This is a genomic window from Pseudomonas sp. B21128 (assembly GCF_044218865.1).
Taxonomy (GTDB): Bacteria; Pseudomonadota; Gammaproteobacteria; order Pseudomonadales; family Pseudomonadaceae; genus Aquipseudomonas; species Aquipseudomonas iridis.
In genome coordinates, this window is record NZ_CP162590.1 from 4,901,179 (window position 1) to 4,922,708 (window position 21,530).

The 21,530-nt window shown below is 60.5% G+C and carries 19 protein-coding genes; 17 read left to right on the forward strand and 2 right to left on the reverse strand.

The features are described from left to right. Nucleotides 1-113 precede the first annotated feature (113 nt). Nucleotides 114-1,811, reverse strand: coding sequence for a sulfatase-like hydrolase/transferase (locus tag AB4P91_RS22010; protein WP_150597378.1), 1,698 nt, complete (start codon nt 1,809-1,811; stop codon nt 114-116). A gap of 389 nt (nt 1,812-2,200) precedes the next feature. Between AB4P91_RS22010 and AB4P91_RS22015 the strand changes: the two genes are divergently transcribed. The 16 genes from AB4P91_RS22015 to AB4P91_RS22090 all read left to right on the forward strand — a co-directional run bounded on the left by AB4P91_RS22015 (nt 2,201) and on the right by AB4P91_RS22090 (nt 20,069). After that, entirely contained in the window at nt 2,201-3,553 is a 1,353-nt protein-coding gene (locus AB4P91_RS22015) for a UDP-glucose dehydrogenase family protein (protein ID WP_395603677.1), read from the forward strand. Next, nucleotides 3,550-4,587 (forward strand): NAD-dependent epimerase, encoded by a 1,038-nt coding sequence (locus tag AB4P91_RS22020; protein WP_395603678.1) that lies wholly within the window; start codon nt 3,550-3,552, stop codon nt 4,585-4,587. Before AB4P91_RS22015 ends, AB4P91_RS22020 begins: the two co-directional genes overlap by 4 nt. A gap of 18 nt (nt 4,588-4,605) precedes the next feature. Next, the gene (locus tag AB4P91_RS22025; RefSeq protein WP_150597380.1) at nt 4,606-5,352 is read left to right on the forward strand and encodes a sugar transferase; all 747 of its coding nucleotides are present in this window, start codon (nt 4,606-4,608) and stop codon (nt 5,350-5,352) included. Next, nucleotides 5,352-5,999, forward strand: coding sequence for a CpsD/CapB family tyrosine-protein kinase (locus tag AB4P91_RS22030; RefSeq protein ID WP_150594859.1), 648 nt, complete (start codon nt 5,352-5,354; stop codon nt 5,997-5,999). The genes AB4P91_RS22025 and AB4P91_RS22030 overlap by 1 nt, the downstream gene beginning before the upstream one ends. A gap of 21 nt (nt 6,000-6,020) precedes the next feature. Beyond that, nucleotides 6,021-7,043, forward strand: coding sequence for a polysaccharide biosynthesis/export family protein (locus AB4P91_RS22035; RefSeq protein ID WP_150594858.1), 1,023 nt, complete (start codon nt 6,021-6,023; stop codon nt 7,041-7,043). A 16-nt stretch (nt 7,044-7,059) separates the two neighbouring features. Next, nucleotides 7,060-8,652 (forward strand): Wzz/FepE/Etk N-terminal domain-containing protein, encoded by a 1,593-nt coding sequence (locus AB4P91_RS22040; protein ID WP_150594857.1) that lies wholly within the window; start codon nt 7,060-7,062, stop codon nt 8,650-8,652. A gap of 2 nt (nt 8,653-8,654) precedes the next feature. Continuing rightward, nucleotides 8,655-9,740: a glycosyltransferase family 4 protein gene (locus AB4P91_RS22045; RefSeq protein WP_150597460.1), complete on the forward strand. Its 1,086-nt coding sequence runs from the start codon at nt 8,655-8,657 to the stop codon at nt 9,738-9,740. Beyond that, nucleotides 9,737-11,104, forward strand: coding sequence for an O-antigen ligase family protein (locus tag AB4P91_RS22050; RefSeq protein WP_395603679.1), 1,368 nt, complete (start codon nt 9,737-9,739; stop codon nt 11,102-11,104). The genes AB4P91_RS22045 and AB4P91_RS22050 overlap by 4 nt, the downstream gene beginning before the upstream one ends. Beyond that, nucleotides 11,101-12,069, forward strand: coding sequence for a glycosyltransferase (locus tag AB4P91_RS22055; RefSeq protein ID WP_395603680.1), 969 nt, complete (start codon nt 11,101-11,103; stop codon nt 12,067-12,069). The genes AB4P91_RS22050 and AB4P91_RS22055 overlap by 4 nt, the downstream gene beginning before the upstream one ends. Beyond that, nucleotides 12,062-13,198: a glycosyltransferase gene (locus AB4P91_RS22060; protein ID WP_150597383.1), complete on the forward strand. Its 1,137-nt coding sequence runs from the start codon at nt 12,062-12,064 to the stop codon at nt 13,196-13,198. Before AB4P91_RS22055 ends, AB4P91_RS22060 begins: the two co-directional genes overlap by 8 nt. Before the next feature lie 13 nt (nt 13,199-13,211). Further along, complete coding sequence (locus AB4P91_RS22065; protein WP_395603681.1) at nt 13,212-14,213, forward strand: polysaccharide deacetylase family protein; 1,002 nt, start codon at nt 13,212-13,214, stop codon at nt 14,211-14,213. Next, entirely contained in the window at nt 14,210-15,517 is a 1,308-nt protein-coding gene (locus tag AB4P91_RS22070; protein ID WP_395603682.1) for a lipopolysaccharide biosynthesis protein, read from the forward strand. Before AB4P91_RS22065 ends, AB4P91_RS22070 begins: the two co-directional genes overlap by 4 nt. Further along, on the forward strand, nt 15,514-17,433 hold the full coding sequence (locus tag AB4P91_RS22075; RefSeq protein WP_395603683.1) for a hypothetical protein: 1,920 nt from the start codon (nt 15,514-15,516) through the stop codon (nt 17,431-17,433). Before AB4P91_RS22070 ends, AB4P91_RS22075 begins: the two co-directional genes overlap by 4 nt. 62 nt (nt 17,434-17,495) lie before the next feature. Then, the gene (locus AB4P91_RS22080) at nt 17,496-18,185 is read left to right on the forward strand and encodes a GNAT family N-acetyltransferase (protein WP_150594849.1); all 690 of its coding nucleotides are present in this window, start codon (nt 17,496-17,498) and stop codon (nt 18,183-18,185) included. Between the two features lie 4 nt (nt 18,186-18,189). Then, complete coding sequence (locus tag AB4P91_RS22085) at nt 18,190-19,380, forward strand: GNAT family N-acetyltransferase (RefSeq protein ID WP_395603684.1); 1,191 nt, start codon at nt 18,190-18,192, stop codon at nt 19,378-19,380. Continuing rightward, nucleotides 19,377-20,069 (forward strand): N-acetyltransferase, encoded by a 693-nt coding sequence (locus AB4P91_RS22090; protein ID WP_150597388.1) that lies wholly within the window; start codon nt 19,377-19,379, stop codon nt 20,067-20,069. Before AB4P91_RS22085 ends, AB4P91_RS22090 begins: the two co-directional genes overlap by 4 nt. Before the next feature lie 153 nt (nt 20,070-20,222). Here AB4P91_RS22090 and AB4P91_RS22095 read toward each other — a convergent pair whose 3' ends face one another. Continuing rightward, nucleotides 20,223-21,020 carry a class I SAM-dependent methyltransferase gene (locus AB4P91_RS22095; protein ID WP_395603685.1) on the reverse strand — a complete coding sequence of 266 codons (798 nt, stop codon included), beginning with the start codon at nt 21,018-21,020 and terminating at the stop codon, nt 20,223-20,225. Between the two features lie 156 nt (nt 21,021-21,176). On the opposite strand from AB4P91_RS22095, the gene AB4P91_RS22100 reads away from it, so the two are divergent. After that, nucleotides 21,177-21,527 (forward strand): hypothetical protein, encoded by a 351-nt coding sequence (locus AB4P91_RS22100; RefSeq protein ID WP_042559780.1) that lies wholly within the window; start codon nt 21,177-21,179, stop codon nt 21,525-21,527. Nucleotides 21,528-21,530: the final 3 nt, after the last annotated feature.

A 21,530-nucleotide genomic window follows, 5' to 3' on the forward strand; every position in this document is an offset into this window, starting at 1 on the left:
ACCGGCCCGGCCTCATCGCTGGCAAGTCAGCTCCCACAGTGTTTCATGGGGAGGCCAATATCCCTGTGGGAGCTGGCTTGCCAGCGATGAGGCCAGTTCTGCCCATACAAAACCTACTGCCCCGCCGCCACACTCGCCGGCGCCTGCGTCGGCGTCACAATGCTGCCCAGATCGATATGTTTCCACTCAGGCTTGGCCCCCAACCGCGCATTGAAGCGATAGTTGAAGGTGAACTCATCCCCCGTCGGCACCGTCAGCGGCTTGCCGTACACCGATTCGATGCCCGCCAGGTCATATCCCATCAGCTGCAACAGCGTCGGGAAAATGTTGTAGTGACTGGAGCGATCCTTGTTCGCCGCCAACTGCGCCGACCAGTCGAAGGTTTTCAGATCGCGGCCCTGAATCACCACCAGCGGCACCAGGCCCTCCTCCTCTACCGGATCCCCGCCGCAATGGGTATTGAGCCCCGGGTTGCCGCGTTCGTGCAGATCCTGGCCGTGATCGGAGGTATAGATCAGCAGTGCATTGTTCAGATTGCCCTTGGCCAACACCCGCGCAAAAAACTCGCCGACGTTCCATAAAACCGTGTTTTTGTAGGCGTTGCGATACAGCACCCAGTCATCCGACTGGCCATTGAAACCATTGCGTTCACCGGTATCGGCGACTTCCGTGAACTGCCCGCGCGGCAAGGTCGGGCGGTAGGCCATGAAGGCATCCGGGTATTTGTCGTGCACCGGAAAATGCGCGCCGACCTTGTTGATCAGGATCAGCTCGGGCTTGTCGTCGTTGAGCAGCTCGATCAGCTTCGCGGCAGCGGCCATATCGCGGTCGCGCACGCTGGTGCGGTCGAATTGGACAAACTCGTCGATGTCCTTTTTCTCGGCGTCGTTCATCAGGTTTTGCAGGTTGCCACCGGTGCGTTGGGCGTCGATGTACACCGTGCGCAGGCCGGCCTGTTTTGCGTACTGCCAGATCGACGGCAGGGTGCTGTTGATGCGCATGTAGTCGGCGCGGGTGCCCCCGTAGCGCAGGGTAATGTTGGTGTCGGCGCTGCAATTGGCGATGGACGCGGCATAGCCGTAATTGAAAATGTCGACGCCTGCATGCGGCTGTTTGAGGTTGCTGTGCACGCCAAACGGCGCGTTGATATCCAGATAATTGCCGGAGATGCTTTCGTCGATGATCAGCACGATGTCGTGACCCACCGCTTGCGAAGTGCGCGCCAGCGTGACCGGCTCACGCGGGCCCACGGTGTTGTGCAGCGCTTCATAGGCAAACAGGTTCAGATAGGCCAACGGCGTGTACATGATCGGCAAACCCCGGGCGCCCTCGCCCGCGCGCAAAAACAGCACCGCGCTGAGCAGCAGCACCCCACACAACGGCGCGGCCACACGCAAAACGTTCGGCACGATGAGCGAATGGCGCGGCTTGAGGCCGATGGCAAACAACAGCAGCAGGCCACTGAGCACGCCGCGGATGATTGCGTCCCGATACTGGTACGCCGCTTCCTGAATGAAGCCGCCGGAATACACCAGCGAGACGAAATTGCTGTAGCTCAGGTAATCCGCGGTGACCCGGGTATAAACGTCGAAAAACACTGCCGAAACAAACATCGCCAATGCGAATAGATGTCGAATGAGTGTCTGCCGTATATACGCCGTTAGATATAACGCGAACGTCAGCGCCAAAAACATCGCGCCAAAAAGAAGTACAGAAAAACTCAGGCCGATAGCATTTACCCGCTCAATGTAATAAGCGCAATAAAACAGCAGATAGATAATTAAAAGCAGTTCTTTCGCATATCTGAGCATGGCGATACCGGTCGTGCAAAAAGGCGGGGAGTCAAAGGTTTGTCAGGTAAAACCTGACACTAGCACCCAGCCATCAAAGCGCAAGAATTGACTGATTCTCCAGCAAAGCGTCAAAAAAACGTTGACTCAAATCTGACACACCGATGCCGCCACAACCCTTGAAATGTAAGGCTTACAACCGTTTATCGCTTATTTTAAATCTGAACAAATCTGCAAAAATTCAACAAATCCAATCGCAGCAATGACTTGATGGCCAATCGCCAAAAAACGCTCAAGTGTTATACCGACGCAACATGTCATTTTGCTGACACGCTTTTCAAACGCTGCGCTATACCCCTTCTACGGTCTTTTAAACAACTTCTTCTTTTCGCTCTATCGAGGGTGCGCAGATGGACGTGAGCGTATTTGGCACGGGCTATGTTGGACTTATACAAGCTGCCGCACTTGCAGATGTCGGACATCGGGTTTTATGCGTCGATATCGACCCGAAGAAGATTAAACAACTGCAACAAGCGGTGCCGCCCATTAGCGAACCAGGGCTGTCCAGCACACTTGAAGAAAACATCAAGGCTGGGCGCCTTCTGTTCAGCACCCAGGCCAGCGACGCGGTCGAACACGCCGAGCTGATTTTCATCGCGGTCGGCACGCCGGCCGATGAAGACGGCTCCGCTGACCTCAGCCATGTGCTCAACGTTGCCCGGCAGATCGCCGGTTTAATGGAGGCCGATCGCACCCTGATCATCAAATCCACGGTGCCGGTCGGCACCGCCGATCAAGTCCTCGCCACCGCCAACAGCGAATTGCTGCGCCGCGCCAGGACGGATTTGAACGTGCGCGTGGTCTCCAACCCCGAATTCCTCAAAGAAGGCAGCGCCCTCGCCGATTGCATGCGCCCCGACCGGATCATCGTCGGCACCCACGATGAAGAGGCCCGCGAGCAGATGAGCGAGCTGTACGCGCCGTTCTGCCGCAACCACGAAAAACTCATGTTCATGGATAACCGCAGCGCCGAGCTGACCAAATACGCGGCCAACGCGATGCTTGCCACGCGCATCAGCTTCATGAACGAGCTGGCCAACCTCACCGAGTTGCTTGGTGCCGATATCGAATCAGTGCGCAAGGGCATCGGTTCCGACCCGCGCATCGGTTATCACTTTATCTATCCGGGCTGCGGCTTCGGTGGCTCGTGCTTTCCCAAGGATCTGCGCGCCCTGCTGCACACCGCCGAACACAACGGCATGCCGTTGAAACTGCTGCGCAGCGTTACCGACGTCAACGACAGCCAGCGGCACATCCTCTTCAGCAAACTGAAAGCGCAGTTCCCCCAAGGACTGGCCGGCAAGTCCATCGCGATCTGGGGCCTGGCGTTCAAGCCCAATACCGACGACATGCGTGAAGCCCCCAGTCGTTACTTGATGGATGCGCTATGGGCCGAAGGTGCCAGCGTGCAGGCCTACGACCCGGAAGCCATGTCCGAGTGCCGGCGCCTCTATGGCTACCGTAACGACTTGCACCTGTGCGCCACCCGTGACGACACACTGGAAGACGCCGATGCGCTGGTGATCTGCACCGAGTGGAAAAACTTCCGCGTGGTGGATTTCGAATGGCTGGCCAGCAAGCTGCGAGCGCGGGTGGTGATTGACGGTCGCAACCTCTACAACCCGGAACATCTGGCCGCTGCAGGCCTGCATTACAGCGGCATCGGCCTGCGCCACATCGCCCCCGAAGGGCTGCGCCCATGAAAATCCTGGTCACCGGCGCGGCCGGCTTCATTGGTGCCCATTGCGTTTTGCGGCTGATGCGCGACGGACACACAGTGGTCGGTCTGGATAATTTCAACGCCTACTACGATCCGCAGCTCAAGCACGACCGCGTGCAATGGGTGCGTGAGCAGGTCGGCGATTTCCAGCTCGCTACGGTTGACCTGGCGGATGCGTCGGCCATCGAAGCGCTGTTCGTCCGGGAATGTCCGCAAGCGGTCATCCACCTCGCGGCGCAAGCCGGGGTGCGTTATTCGCTGGAGAATCCGCGGGCGTACCTGGACAGCAATCTGCAGGGGTTCCTCAATATTCTGGAGAGCTGCCGGCAGCATCCGGTCGAGCACCTGATCTACGCCTCGTCGAGTTCGGTGTATGGCGCCAACCAGACCACGCCGTATTCGGTGAAGGACGGCGTCAATCATCCGCTGTCGCTATACGCAGCGACCAAGAAAGCCAACGAACTGATGGCCCACAGCTACAGCCACTTGTTTGGCATTCCTTGCACCGGGCTGCGCTTTTTTACCGTGTACGGGCCGTGGGGCCGGCCGGACATGTCGCCGATCCAGTTCGCCAAGGCGATCAGCGAGGGGCAACCGCTGAAGCTGTTCAACTACGGCGAGCATCAGCGCGATTTCACCTACATCGACGACATCATCGAAAGCATCGCCCGCCTCATCCCGCAACCGCCACAGGCCAATCCTCAATGGAACCGCGAACAGCCCGACCCCGCCAGCAGCATGGCGCCGTGGCGGCTGTTCAACATCGGCGGCCAGCACCCGGTGGAATTGAAAAGCTACGTGGCGCTGATCGAAAAACACCTGGGTCAAAACGCCGTGATCGAGCTGTTGCCCTTGCAGCCGGGCGACGTTCTCAACACTTGCGCCGAGGCCAGCGATCTGGCCCAGGCCACCGGTTTTCAGCCCCGGATAGCGCTGGATGAAGGACTCGGGCGCTTCATCGCCTGGTTCCGTGACTACTACCCAACGGCCTATCGCCCACGCGCCGCACGCGGCTGACCATCAGTGGAGAACGTTATGACTGGACATGAGAAAGCGATACCGATGCAGGAACTGCGTCGTGACAAGCGCATAGACCCCGAGCATCGGATGCGCCTCGATGCCGCGATTCATCGCCAGGGTCGCGGTTGGGTCACTGGCCGTGACGGTGGCCGGCCATGGCAGGTGTCGCGGACCAATCGGATTGTGGCTTGTCTCGGCGCCCTGGCGATTCTGCTGGTGTTTTCGCCGCTGTTGATCGGCCTGGCGCTGGCCGTCAAGTTCACCAGCCCGGGGCCGGTGATGTTCGTGCAAAAACGCACCGGTTATCGCGGGCGCAAATTCGGCATGTACAAATTCCGCACCATGGTTGCCAACGCCGAAGACCTCAAGGAATCGTTGCGCCACCTGAACAAGCACGGGGCCGACGCGATTGATTTCAAGATCGACAAGGACCCGAGAATCACCGGTATCGGCGGCTTTCTGCGCCGCACCAGCCTCGACGAACTGCCTAACCTGATCAACGTGATCAGCGGCGACATGCGTCTGGTCGGCCCCCGTCCGACCTCCTTCAATGCTTACCGCTACAAGGACAATCACCTCGCTCGCTTGAGCATCTATCCCGGAATGACCGGCCTGTGGCAGATCTCCGGACGCAGCAACATCGACTTCGACCAGCGCGTTGAGTTGGACCTCAGCTATATCGCCGAGCAGAGCCTTCTGCTTGATCTGAAGATCCTGTTGAAAACCCCCTTCAAAGTATTCAGCGGCCACGGAGCAAGCTAATGGACGGTTCAACCAATAAAAGCCTGAGCATCGCCAACCCCAGCGAATCGAACCTGACCTCGACCGTGCTGGATCTGGATCTGCGGATTCTGTTCCTGACCGCCGCCAACCCCGGCGCCGGCACCACCACCAGCGCGCTGGCACTGGCCAGTCAACTGGCGCAGATGAGCAGCGGCCAGGTGCTGCTGGTCGATGCCAGCCAATCGGCGAGCAACCTGACCCAGCAGATGAACCTGAGCAAGGAGCGCGGCCTGCGCGACCTGCTGTTCAACCCGGACAACCCGCCGCTGTTGCAGGACTGCGTGGTGCAGGTTTCGAGCCTGCCCTTCGACGTGCTGCCCAACGGCCGGCCAATCCGCACCATGGAGCACCTGACCGCCGAGCGTCTGAGCCCGTTGCTCGATCAGTTGGGCAGCCAGTACCGCTTCGTGGTGATCGATGGCGACGCGGTGTATTCCGCCGCCGACACGCTGGTCATCAGCACTCAGGTCGATGGCGTGGTGTTCGTGGTTCGCGCTGAAGACACCCGCTGGGAAGTCGCCCAGGCCGCCGTGCAACGCCTTACCCAGGCCGGGGCGAAAGTGGTTGGCAGCGTGTTCAACCGGCGCAAGTACTACATGCCCAAGTGGCTTTACAAAAATCTGTGAGCAACCGCAAAGGATGACGCCATGAACGCCAAAATGCTTGTCTTGCTGTTGCTGCCGCTTGCGGGCTGCTCCAGCAATTCCGATACCCGCAACATGCCGGTGAATATCCTCACCGCCACCCCGGCCAACGCCCAGGCCACCGACATGCCGAGGGTCGAGCAGACCCTGCGCCCGAAAGACGTGCTGGATGTGATTTTCCACATCAGTACCAGCGGCTCGGACGCTTACCGCGTCCAGTCGGGTGATCAGATCGGCCTCAACTTCACCGCCGCCAGCCAGCTCAACGGCACGCAATTGGTGCTGCCCGACGGCACCATCGAACTGCCGGGCGCCAACACCTCGGTGAAAATCGCCGGGCTGACCAGCGACGAGGCCCGTCAGGAAATCCAGCGCGCCTACCAACGCAAGCAGCTGTTCCAACCCAACCGCAATCAGCTCTCGGTGCAGATTCTCAGCCCGTTGAGCAACGAACAGAACCTCAAAAGCGCCCTCAACCACCCCGCCACCGGCATGAGCCGCGAAATCACCGTGGGCACTGACGGCTACGCCAGCTTCCCGGAAATCGGTGCCGTGCCGATGCAAGGCATGACCGTCAATCAACTGGAAGCCTTCCTCAACAGCAAGTACGCGCAACTGCCGGGCCGGATGACCGTCGATGTGCTGCTCAAATCCACCGCTGGCAACGAAATCTACGTATTGGGTGAAGTGGCTCAACCCGGCTCGTACCCGATTCGCCGTCCGGTTTCGGTGCTTGAAGCCCTGACGCTCGCCCGCGGCACCAACGTCAAGGCGCGCCTCGATTCGGTGGTGATCATGCGGCGCAATGGCAATCAGGTGCAGGCAATGAACTACGACGTGGAAAAAGCACTGTCGGGCGAGGCGCCGCAAATCGCCTATCTACAACCGGACGACATGCTTTACGTGCCAAAAACCAAGCTTGCCAGCGCCGGCGAACTCGCCCGCCAACTGGCCGACGTGGTGCTGTTCCAGGGCGTGGGGTTCAGCTTCGGCTACCGCGTCGACAACAAAGGCAGTGACAACTGACTCTCAGGTGAACGACATGAACCCAAAAGAAAATTACCTGCACGAGTTCTTCAGGATTTTCTTCGCCAACAAGCAACTGGTGAAGCGCATCTTCCTGATCTTTGCAGTGATCGCGCTGTTGCTGCCGCTGTTGCTCAAACAGAGCTTCGATATCACCGCGCAGGTGATCGTGCAGTCGAAAAAACTCTCCCAGGGCGATGCGACCACCTCGCTCACCCAAGACAACGCCACGTTCATTCCGCCGTCGCTGGCGGACATGGAAACCGAAAGCAATATCCTGCGTTCGCCAGCGTTGATCCGCCAAACCATCAGCGAGCTGCGCGACAACGGCGAGTACACCCCAGCGCCAGGCATGTTAAGCAAGCTGGTCGGTGAGCCGTTTAAACGCTACGTCAGCTCGCCGTTGCGCGAATACGTGGTCAACCCGCTGCGCGGCACGCTGGGCCTGGAAACCGATCCCGTGCGCGACACGGTACTCGACGGTCTGACGCAAGAAGCTATCGATAACCTGAAGATCGAAACCCTGCCGGGTTCCAATGTGATCTCGATCATCTACAGCTTTGCAGATCCTGCCCAGGGCACGACGTTTGTCGCGGCTTTGCTGCAGAACTATCTGGTCAGCCGTCAGGCGCTGCAATCGATCGAACTGCCGCACTCGTTCTACGAATCCAAAAAACATCAATATCAGGTGCGTCTCGACGGACTGGAGGGCGCTCGGCTGGGTCTGCTGGAAAGTGTGGGTTCTTCCGATCCGAAAGAGGAAATCACCTTCCGCCTCAACGCGATCAACACTGAAGAACAGGCACTCAATCTGTACCGCGATCGCTTGCTGCAAAGCCAGCGCTGGCTTGATTACCTGAAAACCAGCCTGGCCGCTGCCAACTCCAACAAGCTTAACGACTACACCTTCCCGTTCACCTTCACCACTACGGTGGACAACATCGCGTTCGAAGACCGCGAGATCAGGCAGATGGGTGAGGCGCTGACCACTCAGGTCAGCCGCTACATGAATGATCTGGCGGTGTTCCAGCCCGGCAGCGAGCCCATGCTGCTGACCCGCGAGCAAATCGCCCGCACTCGTCAGCAGTTCCTCAAAGTCGTCAATAACCGCATCCAGGAACGCACCACCGACCTGTCGGTGGTCAGCCAGGTGATCGAGCAGAAAACCGCGCGCATTGCCGAGTTCAAGGAGCGTATCCACCAGTTGCAGCAAACCCAGAGCAAGCTGCGCCAGATGGACACCGAAATAGGCGCCCTGCACGCCGCGTTCTCGACCTACGCGCAACGCTTTGCCGAAAGCAGCACCACCCGCTCACTGGACAATGACCTGTCCAATGCCCGGGTGTTGAGCCCGCCATTTGAACCGACTGAAGCAGCATTTCCCAAACCGATGTTGATCATTCCGTTCGGCATGCTGACCGGCCTGCTGTTGGCGATCGCGTTCGTCTATGTGCGGGAGTTCTTTGATCATCGCTTCAAACATCCGGCGCAAATCAGCCATGAACTGGGGCTGCCGGTGCTGTTGGTAATCAACGAGCAAGCAGCGCTGCCGGGCAATCCGCACAAGAGCTGGTCGGTGCCAGGCTTTGCGCACTGGGTGCGCAATTGAGCCTGTCGACCCCGCCGAAAGCCGCGCTGCCGATCATTCATTTGCTCAGCAGCGGTGGCTTCTATGGCGCCGAGCGTATGTTGCTCGATCATTGCCTGGCGACGCCGGGACAGCATCAAGTGCTGTTCCTTGACGCGCCGCCGGAACTGATCGCGCGCTTTCGTGAGGCCGGGGTCGACGCAAAGGGTTGCACAGGGCTCGGCACGTTGCTGCGGCACTTGCGTCAGCGCCGCAGCGAAAGACCTTTGATTAATACGCACAATTTCAAAGGGCTGTTATTCGGCTGGCTCGGCGCGACGCTGTTGCGCCTGCCGCTGGTCATTACTCAGCACGGTTTTACCCCGCGCAGTCGCAAGCAGAAATTCTATACCTGGCTGAGCCTGCAACTGTGCCGCACTGCGTCGGTTGATCGCGTGGTGTGCGTGGCCGAAAGCATCGCCGCCATTCACCGCCAGGCCAGCGTGCGGGCCGACAAACTGCAAGTGATTCCCAACGGTTTGCCGGCTCACGCCGAGATGATTCCCAATGCTGATCGCCAGCGCTGGCTCGCCGGTTACGTCGGGCGCCTGAGCAGCGAGAAAGGCCCGGATCTGTTTCTCGACGCGCTGATTGCGCTGTGCCTGCAACACCCGCAACTGGACGCGGTGATGCTCGGCGACGGCCCGGAACGCGAGGTGTCGCAGGCGCGCATTGATGCCGCCGGTTTACAGCGGCGCATTCGTTTGCCGGGTTACCAGACCGACATGCACCGTTGGTGGCAGCAACTCGATGCGCTGGTGATCAGCTCGCGCACCGAGGGCACTCCGATGATTTTGCTGGAGGCCATGCAGGCCGGGGTGCCGGTGGTGGCGTTCGGTGTCGGCGGGATTCCCGATGTGCTGGAGGATCGTCATAACGGCCTGCTCGCGGCGCCCAACGACAGCGCTGCACTCGGCCGGCAGCTCGACACGTTGTTGACGCAACCAGGCCTGGCCCGGCAACTGCGCGACAACGCGAAACGCACGCAAAAGGATCGCTATGACCTCAAGGCGCTGGCCGAACACTGGTCGCAGCTGTACATCCGCACCGCACGGGAGGCACGCGCATGATTTTCCCACTCTCTATCGTCAGTCTGCTCGCACTGGTCTGCTTGGCTCTGCTGGTCAGTCCTTATCCTTATCTGGCGCCAGGCGCGGTGCTCGGTCTGGTGGGTGTCGCGGTGCTGTATCGCAAGCCGAGCTGGGGTTTACTCGGCATAGTCGCGCTCGTGCCGTTCGAGGGGTTCTTCAAGGACAGCGCCTTTTCCGGGAGCAAATTCCTCGGTGCTTCGCTGGCGCTGATCCTGATGTTGCAACTGGCATTGCATCAGATCCCATCGCAGCGCCTGCACAGCAATCTGTGGCGCTACCTGATCGGTTTCATGGCGCTGTACCTGCTGAGCCTGCTCGCCACCGACAACCTGGGCATGTCACAGAGTCATCTGCGTGAACTGAGCGTGGGCCTGATTCTGTTCGTGATCACCTTGTTGATCGGCCGCGAGCTGAACCTCGATCTGTTCGCCCGGCTGGTCACGCTCAGCGTCAGCGCCACCTGCGCCATGGCGATGTTTTCCAGCAAATTCCAGGACAAGGGCCGCGCCGCCGGCCTGCTCGAAGATCCCAACGCCTTCGCCCTGTTGATTGCCTTTGCCGTGCCTCTGGCGTTGCTACTGGTGATCCGCAGCCCCAACCTGCTGCAGCGTTTGTTCTGGGGCGCTTGCTGCCTGGTGTTGCTGGGCGGCATGACCAAGACAGAGTCACGCTCGGGGCTGGTGGTACTGGCCTTGAGCCTGGCCATCGGCGTCTGGCATTACCGTGCGCAACTGGTGCGTATTCGTCCCCGGCATCTGGGCTTTGCCATGCTGGGCGCAGCCATCGTCATTCCACTGGCGATTTACGCCATGCCTGCCGGTTATCTCGCACGCATTCAGTCGCTGAGTATCTTGAGCGCCGGGGCCAAGGCTCAGGATGAATCGCTTGGTCGTCGCGCCTCCTACATTGTCGTCGGCAGCCAGATCATCCGCGAGCATCCGCTGCTCGGCTCCGGTCCCGGCACCTTCCCGCTGCACTACGCCACCACCGGTTATGCCAAGGCGTTCTCCGCCAACCGCAAGATCGGCGACCTGTATCGCCGGGCGCATAACACTTATCTGGAAATTTTCAGCGAATTGGGGATTCCGGCCGGCCTGCTGTTTGTCGGCATGCTGCTTCAGGGTTTCTACAACCTGATCCGTGCACGGCGGGCGTGGCTGCAGCGACAACAGTGGCAGCAGGCTGGCCTGATCACTCACCTTGGAATGAGTTTTGTGTCGCTGACATTGTTCCTGATGTTCCTCAGTGCGCCGAACCTCAAATACCTGTGGATCATGCTGGCGCTGACCTGCGTCCTGCGGCTGAAGGCTGAACAAGCGCCGCTGACGGAGGCCACTGCATGAGCCAGATCAGCATCGTCATCCCCATGTTCAACGAAGCACGGCACATTGGCCGCACGTTGCTGGCCGCGCAGAAAGCGGCGAATGCCGCCAATATCGACTGCGAGTTGATCGTGGTCGACAACGGCTCCAGCGATGACGGTCCGCAGATCGCTCGTGCATTCGGCGCGCGGGTTCTGCTCATGCCCGGCCTGCTGATCGGCGCCTTGCGCAATCGTGGCGCGGCCGCAGCGCACGGCGAGTGGCTGGCGTTCATTGATGCCGACATTGAAATGCCCGAAGAGTGGCTCAGCCAATTGTTCGCCCTCGAAGCAGAGGCTCAGGGCGACATCTTCGGCCTGGATCTGCACACCCCCGCCGCCGCGCCGTGGTACGCCACCGCATGGCAACGGCGCATGCTGCGCCCCTCAGCGCATGCCAGCCGCTCCGTGGACTGGCTGCCCAGCGCCAACCTGTTAATGCGCAAACGCTGGTTTGACGACGTCGGCGGTTTCAACGAAACCCTGCGCACCGGCGAGGACAAGGAATACACCCTGCGCCTGAGCAAACAGGGCGCACGATTGGTGTCGGTGAATAAAAGCGTCGCCCTGCATTGGGGCTACGAAATGAACTGGCGCGAATGGATGGGCAAGGAACTGTGGCGTCAGGGCAGTCACCTGCAATTGCTGCGCACCCATGGCATGAGCCTGCGCCTGCTGCGTTTTCCGCTGCTGTCGTTGCTGGTCTGGGTGACGGATTTTCTACTGATCGTTGCCTTGCTCGCCGGCCTCGCGCAGCTCGCGGTGATCCTGCTGGTGCTGGCCCTGCTGCCAAGCCTGGTGCTCAGCGTGCGGCAGAGTATCAAGCACCACAATGTTCGCCTCACCTTGCAACTGTGGGGTCTGCACTGGTTACGCCTGCACCTGCCCAGCGCGGCACTTATTCTCAGTCTGTGTCATTGGAACGCCAGGAGGCCTGCCCGTGGCTGAATTCATTTTCTGGATGTGCCTGCTGCTGCCGGTGTACGCCTACGTCGGTTATCCACTGCTGCTGACCTTGCTGGCGCCGTTGTTCCCGGCCAGGCGCCATACACCGGCGGCGCCGCTGAACGTCAGCATCGTGATTGCCGCGCACAACGAGGCGCGGCACATCGAGCACAAATTGCGCACGCTGCTGGCTCAGGATTATCAGCCCGCCACCCTGCAGATCATCCTCGCCAGTGATGGCTCGACGGATGACACCGTGGCTTGCGCGCACAAAGTGATTGATCCGCGCATCACCGTTCTTGACCTGCCCCGGCAGGGCAAGGCCGCGACGCTGAATGCCGGCGCCGCGCTGAGCACCGGCGATATTCTGGTGTTCACCGATGCCGATAATCAATGGTCACGCGACACCCTCGGCCACTTGCTCGCACCGCTGAGCGATCCGCAGGTCGGCGCGTGTGCAGGGCACATGGTCATCCCGGTGACTGGCGGTGGCTTGAGCATCGGTGACAGTCTGTATCGGCATTACGAAGGCTGGTTGCGCCGCATGGAGAATCGCACCGGGTGCATGGTCTCGGCCGATGGCGCCCTGCTCGCCCTGCGCCGCGAGTTGTTCCAGCACGTTCCGGCGGAAGTGAACGACGACTTCTTTATCAGCACCTGTGCACCGGTGGCGCGCAAGCGCATCGTCTATGTACCCGAGGCGCAAGTGATCGACCATGGCGTCGATGAGGCGGGCAAGCAATGGCGCCGCCGCCAGCGGGTCACCGTCGGTGGCCTGCAAAGCCTGGCGCAACGCAGCGCACTGCTGAATCCATTCAAGTACGGCCTGTATTCCATCGCCTTGATCAGCCACAAACTGATCCGCCGTCTCGCCCCGATTCTGTTGCTGCCGTTGCTGCTGAGCAACTTCTGGCTGTGGAGTGAACACGGTTTCTATCGCCTGAGCCTGATCGCACAACTGATTGGCTACACGATTGCGGTCATCGGCCTGCTGGATTCGCAACACCGTTTGCCCAAACCGTTTCGCTTCGCGGCTTTCCTGCTGGTGACACTGGCCGGCATGAGCCTTGGCCTGTGGCAGTTCCTGCGCGGTCAGCGGTACGCGCAGTGGAACCCTGAACAAAATCGTTGAGAGGACTCATGCCATGGCGATCAAACAGCTGATAAAACGCACCAGTGGCTGGCTCTATCTCAACTCGTCCATGGGGCGCAACCAGTTGCAAGGGGCCGGGGTAATCCTGATGCTCCACCGGGTGCTGGCCAATGACCGTGCCGCCAGCCTGCCGCACCGCAATGAACTGTGCGTCGGCCCGCAGGCGTTCGAACACCTGCTGCTGTGGCTGTGCAAGCATTTTGATTGCGTGCCGCTGATGGAAATTCTTCAGCCAAATTCGCTGCGCAGCGAACGCCCGCAAGTGGCGCTGACCTTCGATGACGGCTGGCGCGACAACGCAGTCAACGCCTTCGCGCTGCTGCAAAAACATCAGGTGCCGGCGAGTATTTTTCTCTCCACCGATTTCATTGGCAGCCGTCAACGATTCTGGTGGGAAAGCCTGGGCGAAACCCTGTGGGGCAGCCATGGCGACAAGGCGCGCATGCATCTGATCGAATGCCTGCGCTCGATAGGCAAGCCACTGCCGGTGCTGTGCGATGACATTGATGTGCAGCGCCGCAGTCTGGCCCTTCTGCATTATCTGCAAAGCTTGAAAGACTGCGACTCCCAGGCGCTTGAACGGCTCACCGACGAGTGTCCGCAGGATTCTCTGCCGCAGGCCCTGGACTGGCATCAGGTGCGCGCCATGGAAGCGTCCGGGCTGGTGCGTTTCGGCCCACACGGCGCCAGTCACGCGATCCTCACCGGACTCGATGAAGTTCGTCTGCGCGAAGAGATCAGCCGCAGCCGCGATGCCCTGCACAACGGCTGCAATCGGCCGTTACCGGTGTACTGCTACCCCAACGGCGACAACGATGAACGCGTACGCGAACAGGTCGCCAATCACGATTATCCGTTTGCCCTCGGCACCGCTACAGGCCTCTATCGCGGGGCTGGCGACCCGTTGAACCTGCCGCGCTTCGGCGTCAGCCAGCGCACCGCGCGCAATCCAGAGTTGCTGTCGCTGCGGATCTTTCGCGGGGCACGGCCATGAGCCGCAGCCACTACCTCAAGCATCTGGCCCTGAGCATGGGCACCAAACTGGCGATGATCGCCCTGCGTCTGCTGCGCAACGTGTTGCTGGCGCGGATTCTCGGGCCGAGTGAACGCGGATTGTTTGCCTTGCTCAGCACCCTGCCGGACTTGATCAGCGCCGCCACCAGTGGCGGGCTGAATTCGGCAGTCGGCTATCAAGCGGCCAAGCAGCGGCCGATGGGTTTGTTGCTTGCTCAGGTGCTGGTGTTCGGCTGTCTGCTGGCGGGGCTGCTGACCTTGTTGGTGGTTGCGTTGGTGCGTGAGTTCGGCGGTGAACTGGATGTGACGATGCAGCTCGGTCTGCTGGCCTGGCTGTTGTTGCTGGCGGTGCCGCTGACCGTACTCAAAAGCGGCCTGCTGACATTGCACAACGCCTCTGGCGGCGTGGTCGCGTTCAACGTGCTGCGCCTGATCGAATCGCTGGCGCCGCTGCTGTTGTTTCTTGCGCTGTTCTGGATGTGGAAAAGTGCTGCGCTGGAAGCGGCGCTGATCAGTTGGCTGGCCGGGATCAGTCTGGTGGTACTGGCCGGTTGGGTCTGGCTCAAGCGGGCGCAACCGATGCAGCTGCAATGGGACCGCGCCAGCCAGAACGAACTGCTGCGCTTCAGCGCCCGCAGCCATCCGGACCTGCTGTTTCAGCAAGTGATTCTGCGCTCGGATTATCTATTCATCGGCGCCCTGCTCGGCAGCACCGCGCTGGGTCACTACGCGATGGCCAGCGCCGCCGCCGAACTGCTGCTGATCGTTCCCGAGGCGGTGACCACGCCGCTGATGAAGCGCCTGCTGCAACAGGACAAAGGCATGGACAAAGTCACCCCGCTGGCGCTGCGCCTGACGGCGACGGTGATGCTCGGTGCCTGTCTGACCATGGCGGTGATCGGCGAGTGGTTGATCATCACTTTGTTTGGCGCGGCGTATCAACCGGCGTATCCAGCGCTGCTCGCGTTGCTGCCCGGCCTGCTGGGCCTGTGCTACGCAAGCATTTTGCGCCTGGACCTGATTGGCAAGGATCGCCCCGGCACGGTGTCGTTGCTGATGGGCATGGGCGCCCTGCTCAACCTGGCGCTGAACCTGGTCTTGATTCCTGCCTTCGGCATTGTCGGTGCAGCAGCGGCTTCATCGATTGCCTATCTGGCCGTCACCGTGGCGATGCTGGTGCTTTATTGCCGCTTGAGTGGCGTGCCGTTCTGGCAAACCCTGATCATTCTGCCCAGCGACATCACCCCGATGTGGCTGATGTTGCAACGCCGGAAGGCAGCATGAAACGCCTGGCCCTGCTGCTCGGTCTCGGCCTGTCGCTGGACGCCTACGCGGCGTCGATGCGCTGGGGCGATATCCGTGACGGCAGTTTGTATCTGCAAACCGATCGCCCGGACACCGTGATTGTGAGTTGGGTGCCGGCGTGGCAGGCCGAGGCCAATGAAGAACATCTGTATCTGCTCGACGGTCAGGGCAAGTTGCAGGGCGAACGGCTGATCAAGGCCAGTGAAACCCGTGGCAGCCAGCGCTGGCCGCTGGCGCCTGGCGCGGCGAGTTATCAACTGGAGATTCCCGGCTACAGTTTCCGCGGTTACCGGATCGAACATGACGAAAACACCGTGGCGCTGTTTGCACCGGCCAAGGTGCATTTCAGCGCGGAAGTGCGTAACGGCACTGAGCTGTATTTCAGAGTCGCACCCGGCGAACACGCGGTGCTGGCCGGCAAGTTCCATGGCGGCGTGAGCGCCGTGCAAGCGCAGCGGGTGGGTGATGGCCAGCAGCTGTCGTTGGCGTTGAAACCCTATCGTGCCTATTGGCAGTTCGATCAAGTCGCGTTGCCCGTCAGCGAACAACCGCAGGTCTGGCGCCTGCTTCTACAAGGCAGGGGCAAAGCAGCATTCTGGCTCGATGGCACGGCGAATCTGTTTGCGCAGAATCCGCAGCAGCTCAAACCCTTGCAGTCAGAACCGGGGCAGACGCGTCTGACCCTGCACGACAAAGTCCTCGGACGCACGCCGGATCTGGGAATCGCACTGCCTTACCTCGTACCGCCGCCGTCCAGTCACGCCCTACTCGATGCCTTGAAACCCACCGCTGCGAGCTACTACAGCTTCGTTGACGTCACCTCGAAGAATCCGCATTTCGAAGACGCGTTCCGTCATCTTTATCAAAATCGCTTCGGCATCCGCCAAGACATCACCCTGCTCGCCGGCACCGGGCGTCAGGCCGATCTGCGCGCCGACGTGCAAAGCAACAGCGGCCTCGACGCCTGGCTCGCGGGCACCCGCGCTTTGGGTGGCAAAGGCACGCATTACATCGGTTTCGCCGACGAGCCTAATCTCAACTATTCAAGCTACGAACAGTATCGGGCGATCTTCAGCAGCATGGCGCGGCAGGTGCGCAGCGATCCGGCCAACGCCAAGGCCGGAGTGCGCATTGCCATGCCCGCCAGTTCACGGTTGGTCAACGGACCGTTCACCGAAAACGCGGCGAGCAAGCGCGGCATCGACTGGGCGCGGCGGCTGCTCGGCGAATCCGCCGATCAGGTCGACGCATTGGCTTGGCACGAATGGATGATCCGCGACCTGCTCGCGACCCGGGTCTACCGCGACAGCGTGCGCCGCGCCGCAGACCTGGTGGGGCTGGACGCCAAAGGGCAACCACGCAAGGCCTTGTTGCTGGATCAGACCAACCTATCCAGCGGTTCAAGCCTGAGCCCGTACGAGCAGGAAACCCACTACGCGGCGCTGTGGTGGACATCGGTGGTCATCAACGCCTCTCAGGACGGCTTGCTGAGCATGCTCAACTGGTTTCAGGCAGCCGATGAGCCGCCCTACGGCAAAGGCATGGTGCGTGTGTTGGGCGACGATCGCTTCGAGCTCAAACCGGTGGGCCTTGCCCAGCAATTCATCGCCCGGCATTGGCTGCCGCAAGTACTGCAACTGGATAACGACGCTTTTGAGGTGGATGTCCTGGCGATGGCCGGCGACGAACAGCGTGCACTTTTGGGGGTGAACAAAGGCACCCGCCTGCAACGGATTGATTTGAGCGGGGCCAAGTGCCCGCTGAAACATGGCGCCCTGCGTTACCTCGGCGCCGACAACCGCAGACACGACGCTCCGTTTGTCTGTGAAAACGGGCGCGTGCGTTTCGAATTACCGGGGCAAACCCTGTTTGCCCTGAGCTGGAGCGCTTCATGAACCGCCCTTCTGCCCTGCGAGCGCCATGCTGCGCGTGGCTACCTTCATCAGGAGAAGAGACCATGGATGTTTTGCAAAAACTCAGCGGACATATCCGTCGTAATGGCCTGCGAGCGACCTTGTCCAAGATCCGCAGAAAGTACATTTTTGCCCATCAGCAATTGCTGTGGATGGAGCGCGATCTGGTCAGCCCCGTGCCGCCGCACAACCTCAAACCCTACCCACCGCTGCGCGTAATGAAGATCACCGCAGATAACGCCAGTGCCTTCACCCGTTACTTCGGTGATCGTGTCGGCGTCATGGCCGAGCTGGCCAATGAAGGTCGCACCGGGCACATGCATGTCGACGAGCATGGCGATGCCGTGGCGTTTATCTGGGGCACACCGCGCGATTATTTCGATCGGCATTACTACGGTTGCCGGTTCCCGGTAAAACCCGGCGAGTTCTTCGAATTCGGTGGCGAAATGGCTCGCGCCTACTGGGGCACCGAATTGTCAGTCGATGTGCAAGTGCGCCTGTGGAAAGCCATGGCCGAGGAAGGTTGCAGCAAAGTGGTCGATGTCTGTGAGTCGAACAACATCCCGGCGCTCAAGCTGCACCTGCGCATGGGCTATACCGAACAACAGCGGATCATGAATATCTACACGCTGTTCGGTCGCTGGCGCTTCTACCGCGAAACTCGCTACAGCGGCTCGCGCCTGGACGCACTGCGTAAACCTTCCCGTCCATCTGTAAGCGCAACGGCGGCCTGAACCTATGGTGATGCGATTCGAATGGCGCACGTCCCTGTGCGCTGCCGACTTCCCGGCAACCGCCTACGAGGCACTGCGCCTGCGTGTGGCCGACCACACGCCGTTCAACAACCTGGGCTGGTTGCGAGCGGCAGAACAGGCCCTGGCCGAAGATCAGCGCCTGCACATCCTGCTCGGCTGGGAAGCAGAGCAATTGCATCTGTGCCTGCCACTGGTGGCCAGCCGTGAACGCTTCGCTGGCGTGCCGTTTCGTGTCTTGCATCACTTGGGTTATCCGCTGGCCGATCGCCTGGCCCTGCTGTCGTTGCTCGACGGCGAAGACATGCACAAGGCGCTGGTGCTGATCCATAAGCGTCTGCCCCATGCGCTGCTGCAACTCAACGAACAGTCGGAACCTGCCGGTGAAGAAAGTGCGCTCACCGAATGGATGGCGCGCAGTTCCACTGCTGAACGACGCCTGAGTTGCCGGGTGCCGGTGCATCTGATCAGCGACGCCGATCATCGGGAGGTCTCCGGCGACCCGCGCTACAAGTTGCGTCGGGCGCGTAAACGGATAGCGGCATGCGGTGCGCAGATACGTCGGATCACCCCGGATGCGCTGAGCATCGGCGCCTTGCTGCAGGCCATCAGCGAAGTGGAAGCGGTGAGCTGGAAAGGCGATGAAGGCGTGGGGATTTTCGCCACGCCGCGCAGTCGCCAATGGATCGAATCTGCCTTCACTGCTCTCGCCGGCCAAGGGCTGGTACGCGTGGTGATGCTCGAGCTGGACGGCCGCTGCATCAGCTATCGACTCGGCCTGCTCGAACAGGGTCGGCTCTACGATTACAACCTGGCGTTTTTGCCGCAATACGCCGACCTCGGTAGCGGCCGGGTGTTGCTGGAGGAATGGATTCGCTGGGGGCTGGATGAGCACTGGCGCTGGATCGACGCGTCGCGGGTCAGCCTGGACAACTCCAGCCATCAACTGCACGAACGCATGACCGGGCAACTGGAGCACTGGCGCTGGAGCTTCTACTCGTGGCGACCGAGTGGCTTGCTGCTGGGCCTGGGGCTACGCGTTTGGCACCACGTCAAACCGTCCCTGCAAAAATGGCGCACGCGGCGTGCCGGCAACTCGACAGCGGCGAACACACCCGAAACTCAACCGGCAACATCATCCCCCACACCTGGGCTAGCGCCTCGGAGAACATCATGAAAGTCATCGAAAAACTGCTTCTGCGCATCAGAGAAAGAGGCCTGCGCCGCACCCTCGGCGCGCTGGGGAAACGTTACGTATTCGCTCACCGTGAATTGCTGTGGATGGAGCGCGATCTGGTCACACCGATTGCCCCGCACAATTTGCGCCCCTGTGAAGGTTTGCGCAGAGTCGACATCACCGAGGAAAACGCCAAGGCATTCAGCAAGTACTTTGGTGACCGCGTGCAGACCATGGCCGAGTTGGCCGCTGAAGGGCATACGGGGCACATGTATCTGGACCAGGACGATCACACCGTCGGGTTCGTCTGGGCCAGCACTCGCGACTATTACGACCGCCACTTCTACCGCTGCACGTTCCCGGTCAAGCCCGGTGAATACTTTCAGTTCGGGGCCGAAATTGCACGGCGGTATTTCGGCAGTAGCTTGACCGTCGATGCACAGACCGCACTTTGGCACGTCATGGCTGCCCGAGGTTTCGAAAAAGTGGTGGACATCTGCGACGGCGCCAATGTACCGGCCCTGAAGATGCATATGCGTTTGGGCTATCAGGAACAGGGGCGTATCACACATGTTTACGATCTGTTCGGGCACTGGCGTTTCTTCCGCGAAACGCGCTACAGCGGCTCAAGACTGGAAGCTTTGCGCAAGCCGGAAAGACCGGTGGTGACGGCGGCGGCGCAGGCTTGATTCAATCCTGAGATTGATGGCGGCTGTGATGCCCCCTTCGCTGGCAAGCCAGCTCCCACAGGGATTTTTGGTGTACTCATTATCTGCGTACAACGCAAAAACCGGTGGGAGCTGGCTTGCCCGCGATGGGGCCAGCTCAAGCGATAAAGAATCTCAGGCCTTGATGGCGGTGAGGGTGAAACACATCGGCAACTGCGCTTGCTGGTTCAGGTATTGGTCGTACAACTCTTCCCGATTCGAATGCGCATATTCCTTGAAGTGCGCAATGTTCAGCCCTGCCCCGATGGCGCCGCTGAAGATCGCGCCGAGGGTGTGCACGAACCAGTAGGATTTCGCCGCCTGCTGTTCGACCTTGCCGACATAGACGATCGGCTCTTCCTGCACGAACGGCTCTGCGCGGAAGTACGAAGTCGCGAGGCGATACGGGTCTTCGCCGTCAGGGTCGACCATTTCCAGAAACGGATGGGTTTCGTAGATCACCAGTTGTCCGCCCGGTTTCAGAACCTGCGCGACGTGGCGGAAAAATTCGCCAATGTCGGGCATCCAGTTCAGTACGCCGATGGTGATCAGCGCGACGTCGAAGCGGTTGTGCAAGGTCGCCGGCAAATGATGGATATCGCTTTCGATGAATTCAGCACTGTGCGGTGAACGCTTGTTCAACTCACGCGCCTGTTCGAGGAACGCCGCCGATTGATCGACACCGACCACACTGCGCGCACCAAGGGCGAATAGCGACAGGCTTTCGCGGCCGTTGTTGCAGCCCAGTTGAATCACGTCTTTACCGTCGACCGCCAGCAATCCGCTCAAAGTCTCATCAAGACAGGAGAAGTCCGCCTGAGCGACTTCGCTGAGCAACGCCTGCCAGTCAGGCGAATCCTGATGGTGACGGGCGGAATCGTTCCACGCCTGCCGATTGCTTTCGATGGCGGTTTTATTGTTTGGCACTTCCATGGCGCACTCCGGACGATGCTCGTGATTGAGCGGATCCGAGTCTAAATCAGCCCGCCAGTTGCGGTTGTTGCAAACTTGTAAGCCAACGCTGTAGGACCTGCCGCAGGGCAGCTATAGTTAATAGCCTTGGGGAAAACCGCACTCGCAGGTGCCGCCATGCAAATGTTCGAACGGCTGTTGTTGACCGGTTGTCTGCTCGCCGCCACACAGGCGCACGCGCTGGACAGCAATTTCATCTACTACGGGCCGAACCAGCCCTTCGCCCACCCCGCTCCGCCGTCATTGTCCGCGCAGCCGCCACGGCCGTTTGATGACACCGCGCCGCAGGATTTCGTGGTCATCCCGGATCGCCACGTGTTTCGTGATTCACAACTGCCGACCGTGGCGGATGCAACAGTGCGGGTGTTTGTCCGCACGTACGATGCCGAGCGCGGGATTTATGTGAATGATGAGGTGCTGGATCCGACGTGCCTGTTGGCTTGCCTCGCCCCACCGAATCAACACTAAACC

Bases quoted from the DNA above. Each gene is read 5' to 3' on its own strand.
- AB4P91_RS22085 (WP_395603684.1), top strand. From the start codon at position 18,190: ATGGTGATGCGATTCGAATGGCGCACGTCCCTGTGCGCTGCCGACTTC.
- AB4P91_RS22080 (WP_150594849.1), top strand. From the start codon at position 17,496: ATGGATGTTTTGCAAAAACTCAGCGGACATATCCGTCGTAATGGCCTG.
- AB4P91_RS22035 (WP_150594858.1), top strand. From the start codon at position 6,021: ATGAACGCCAAAATGCTTGTCTTGCTGTTGCTGCCGCTTGCGGGCTGC.
- AB4P91_RS22050 (WP_395603679.1), top strand. From the start codon at position 9,737: ATGATTTTCCCACTCTCTATCGTCAGTCTGCTCGCACTGGTCTGCTTG.
- AB4P91_RS22065 (WP_395603681.1), top strand. From the start codon at position 13,212: ATGGCGATCAAACAGCTGATAAAACGCACCAGTGGCTGGCTCTATCTC.
- AB4P91_RS22075 (WP_395603683.1), top strand. From the start codon at position 15,514: ATGAAACGCCTGGCCCTGCTGCTCGGTCTCGGCCTGTCGCTGGACGCC.
- AB4P91_RS22095 (WP_395603685.1), bottom strand. From the start codon at position 21,020: ATGGAAGTGCCAAACAATAAAACCGCCATCGAAAGCAATCGGCAGGCG.
- AB4P91_RS22025 (WP_150597380.1), top strand. From the start codon at position 4,606: ATGACTGGACATGAGAAAGCGATACCGATGCAGGAACTGCGTCGTGAC.
- AB4P91_RS22015 (WP_395603677.1), top strand. From the start codon at position 2,201: ATGGACGTGAGCGTATTTGGCACGGGCTATGTTGGACTTATACAAGCT.
- AB4P91_RS22030 (WP_150594859.1), top strand. From the start codon at position 5,352: ATGGACGGTTCAACCAATAAAAGCCTGAGCATCGCCAACCCCAGCGAA.
- AB4P91_RS22040 (WP_150594857.1), top strand. From the start codon at position 7,060: ATGAACCCAAAAGAAAATTACCTGCACGAGTTCTTCAGGATTTTCTTC.
- AB4P91_RS22070 (WP_395603682.1), top strand. From the start codon at position 14,210: ATGAGCCGCAGCCACTACCTCAAGCATCTGGCCCTGAGCATGGGCACC.
- AB4P91_RS22020 (WP_395603678.1), top strand. From the start codon at position 3,550: ATGAAAATCCTGGTCACCGGCGCGGCCGGCTTCATTGGTGCCCATTGC.
- AB4P91_RS22010 (WP_150597378.1), bottom strand. From the start codon at position 1,811: ATGCTCAGATATGCGAAAGAACTGCTTTTAATTATCTATCTGCTGTTT.
- AB4P91_RS22100 (WP_042559780.1), top strand. From the start codon at position 21,177: ATGCAAATGTTCGAACGGCTGTTGTTGACCGGTTGTCTGCTCGCCGCC.
- AB4P91_RS22055 (WP_395603680.1), top strand. From the start codon at position 11,101: ATGAGCCAGATCAGCATCGTCATCCCCATGTTCAACGAAGCACGGCAC.
- AB4P91_RS22090 (WP_150597388.1), top strand. From the start codon at position 19,377: ATGAAAGTCATCGAAAAACTGCTTCTGCGCATCAGAGAAAGAGGCCTG.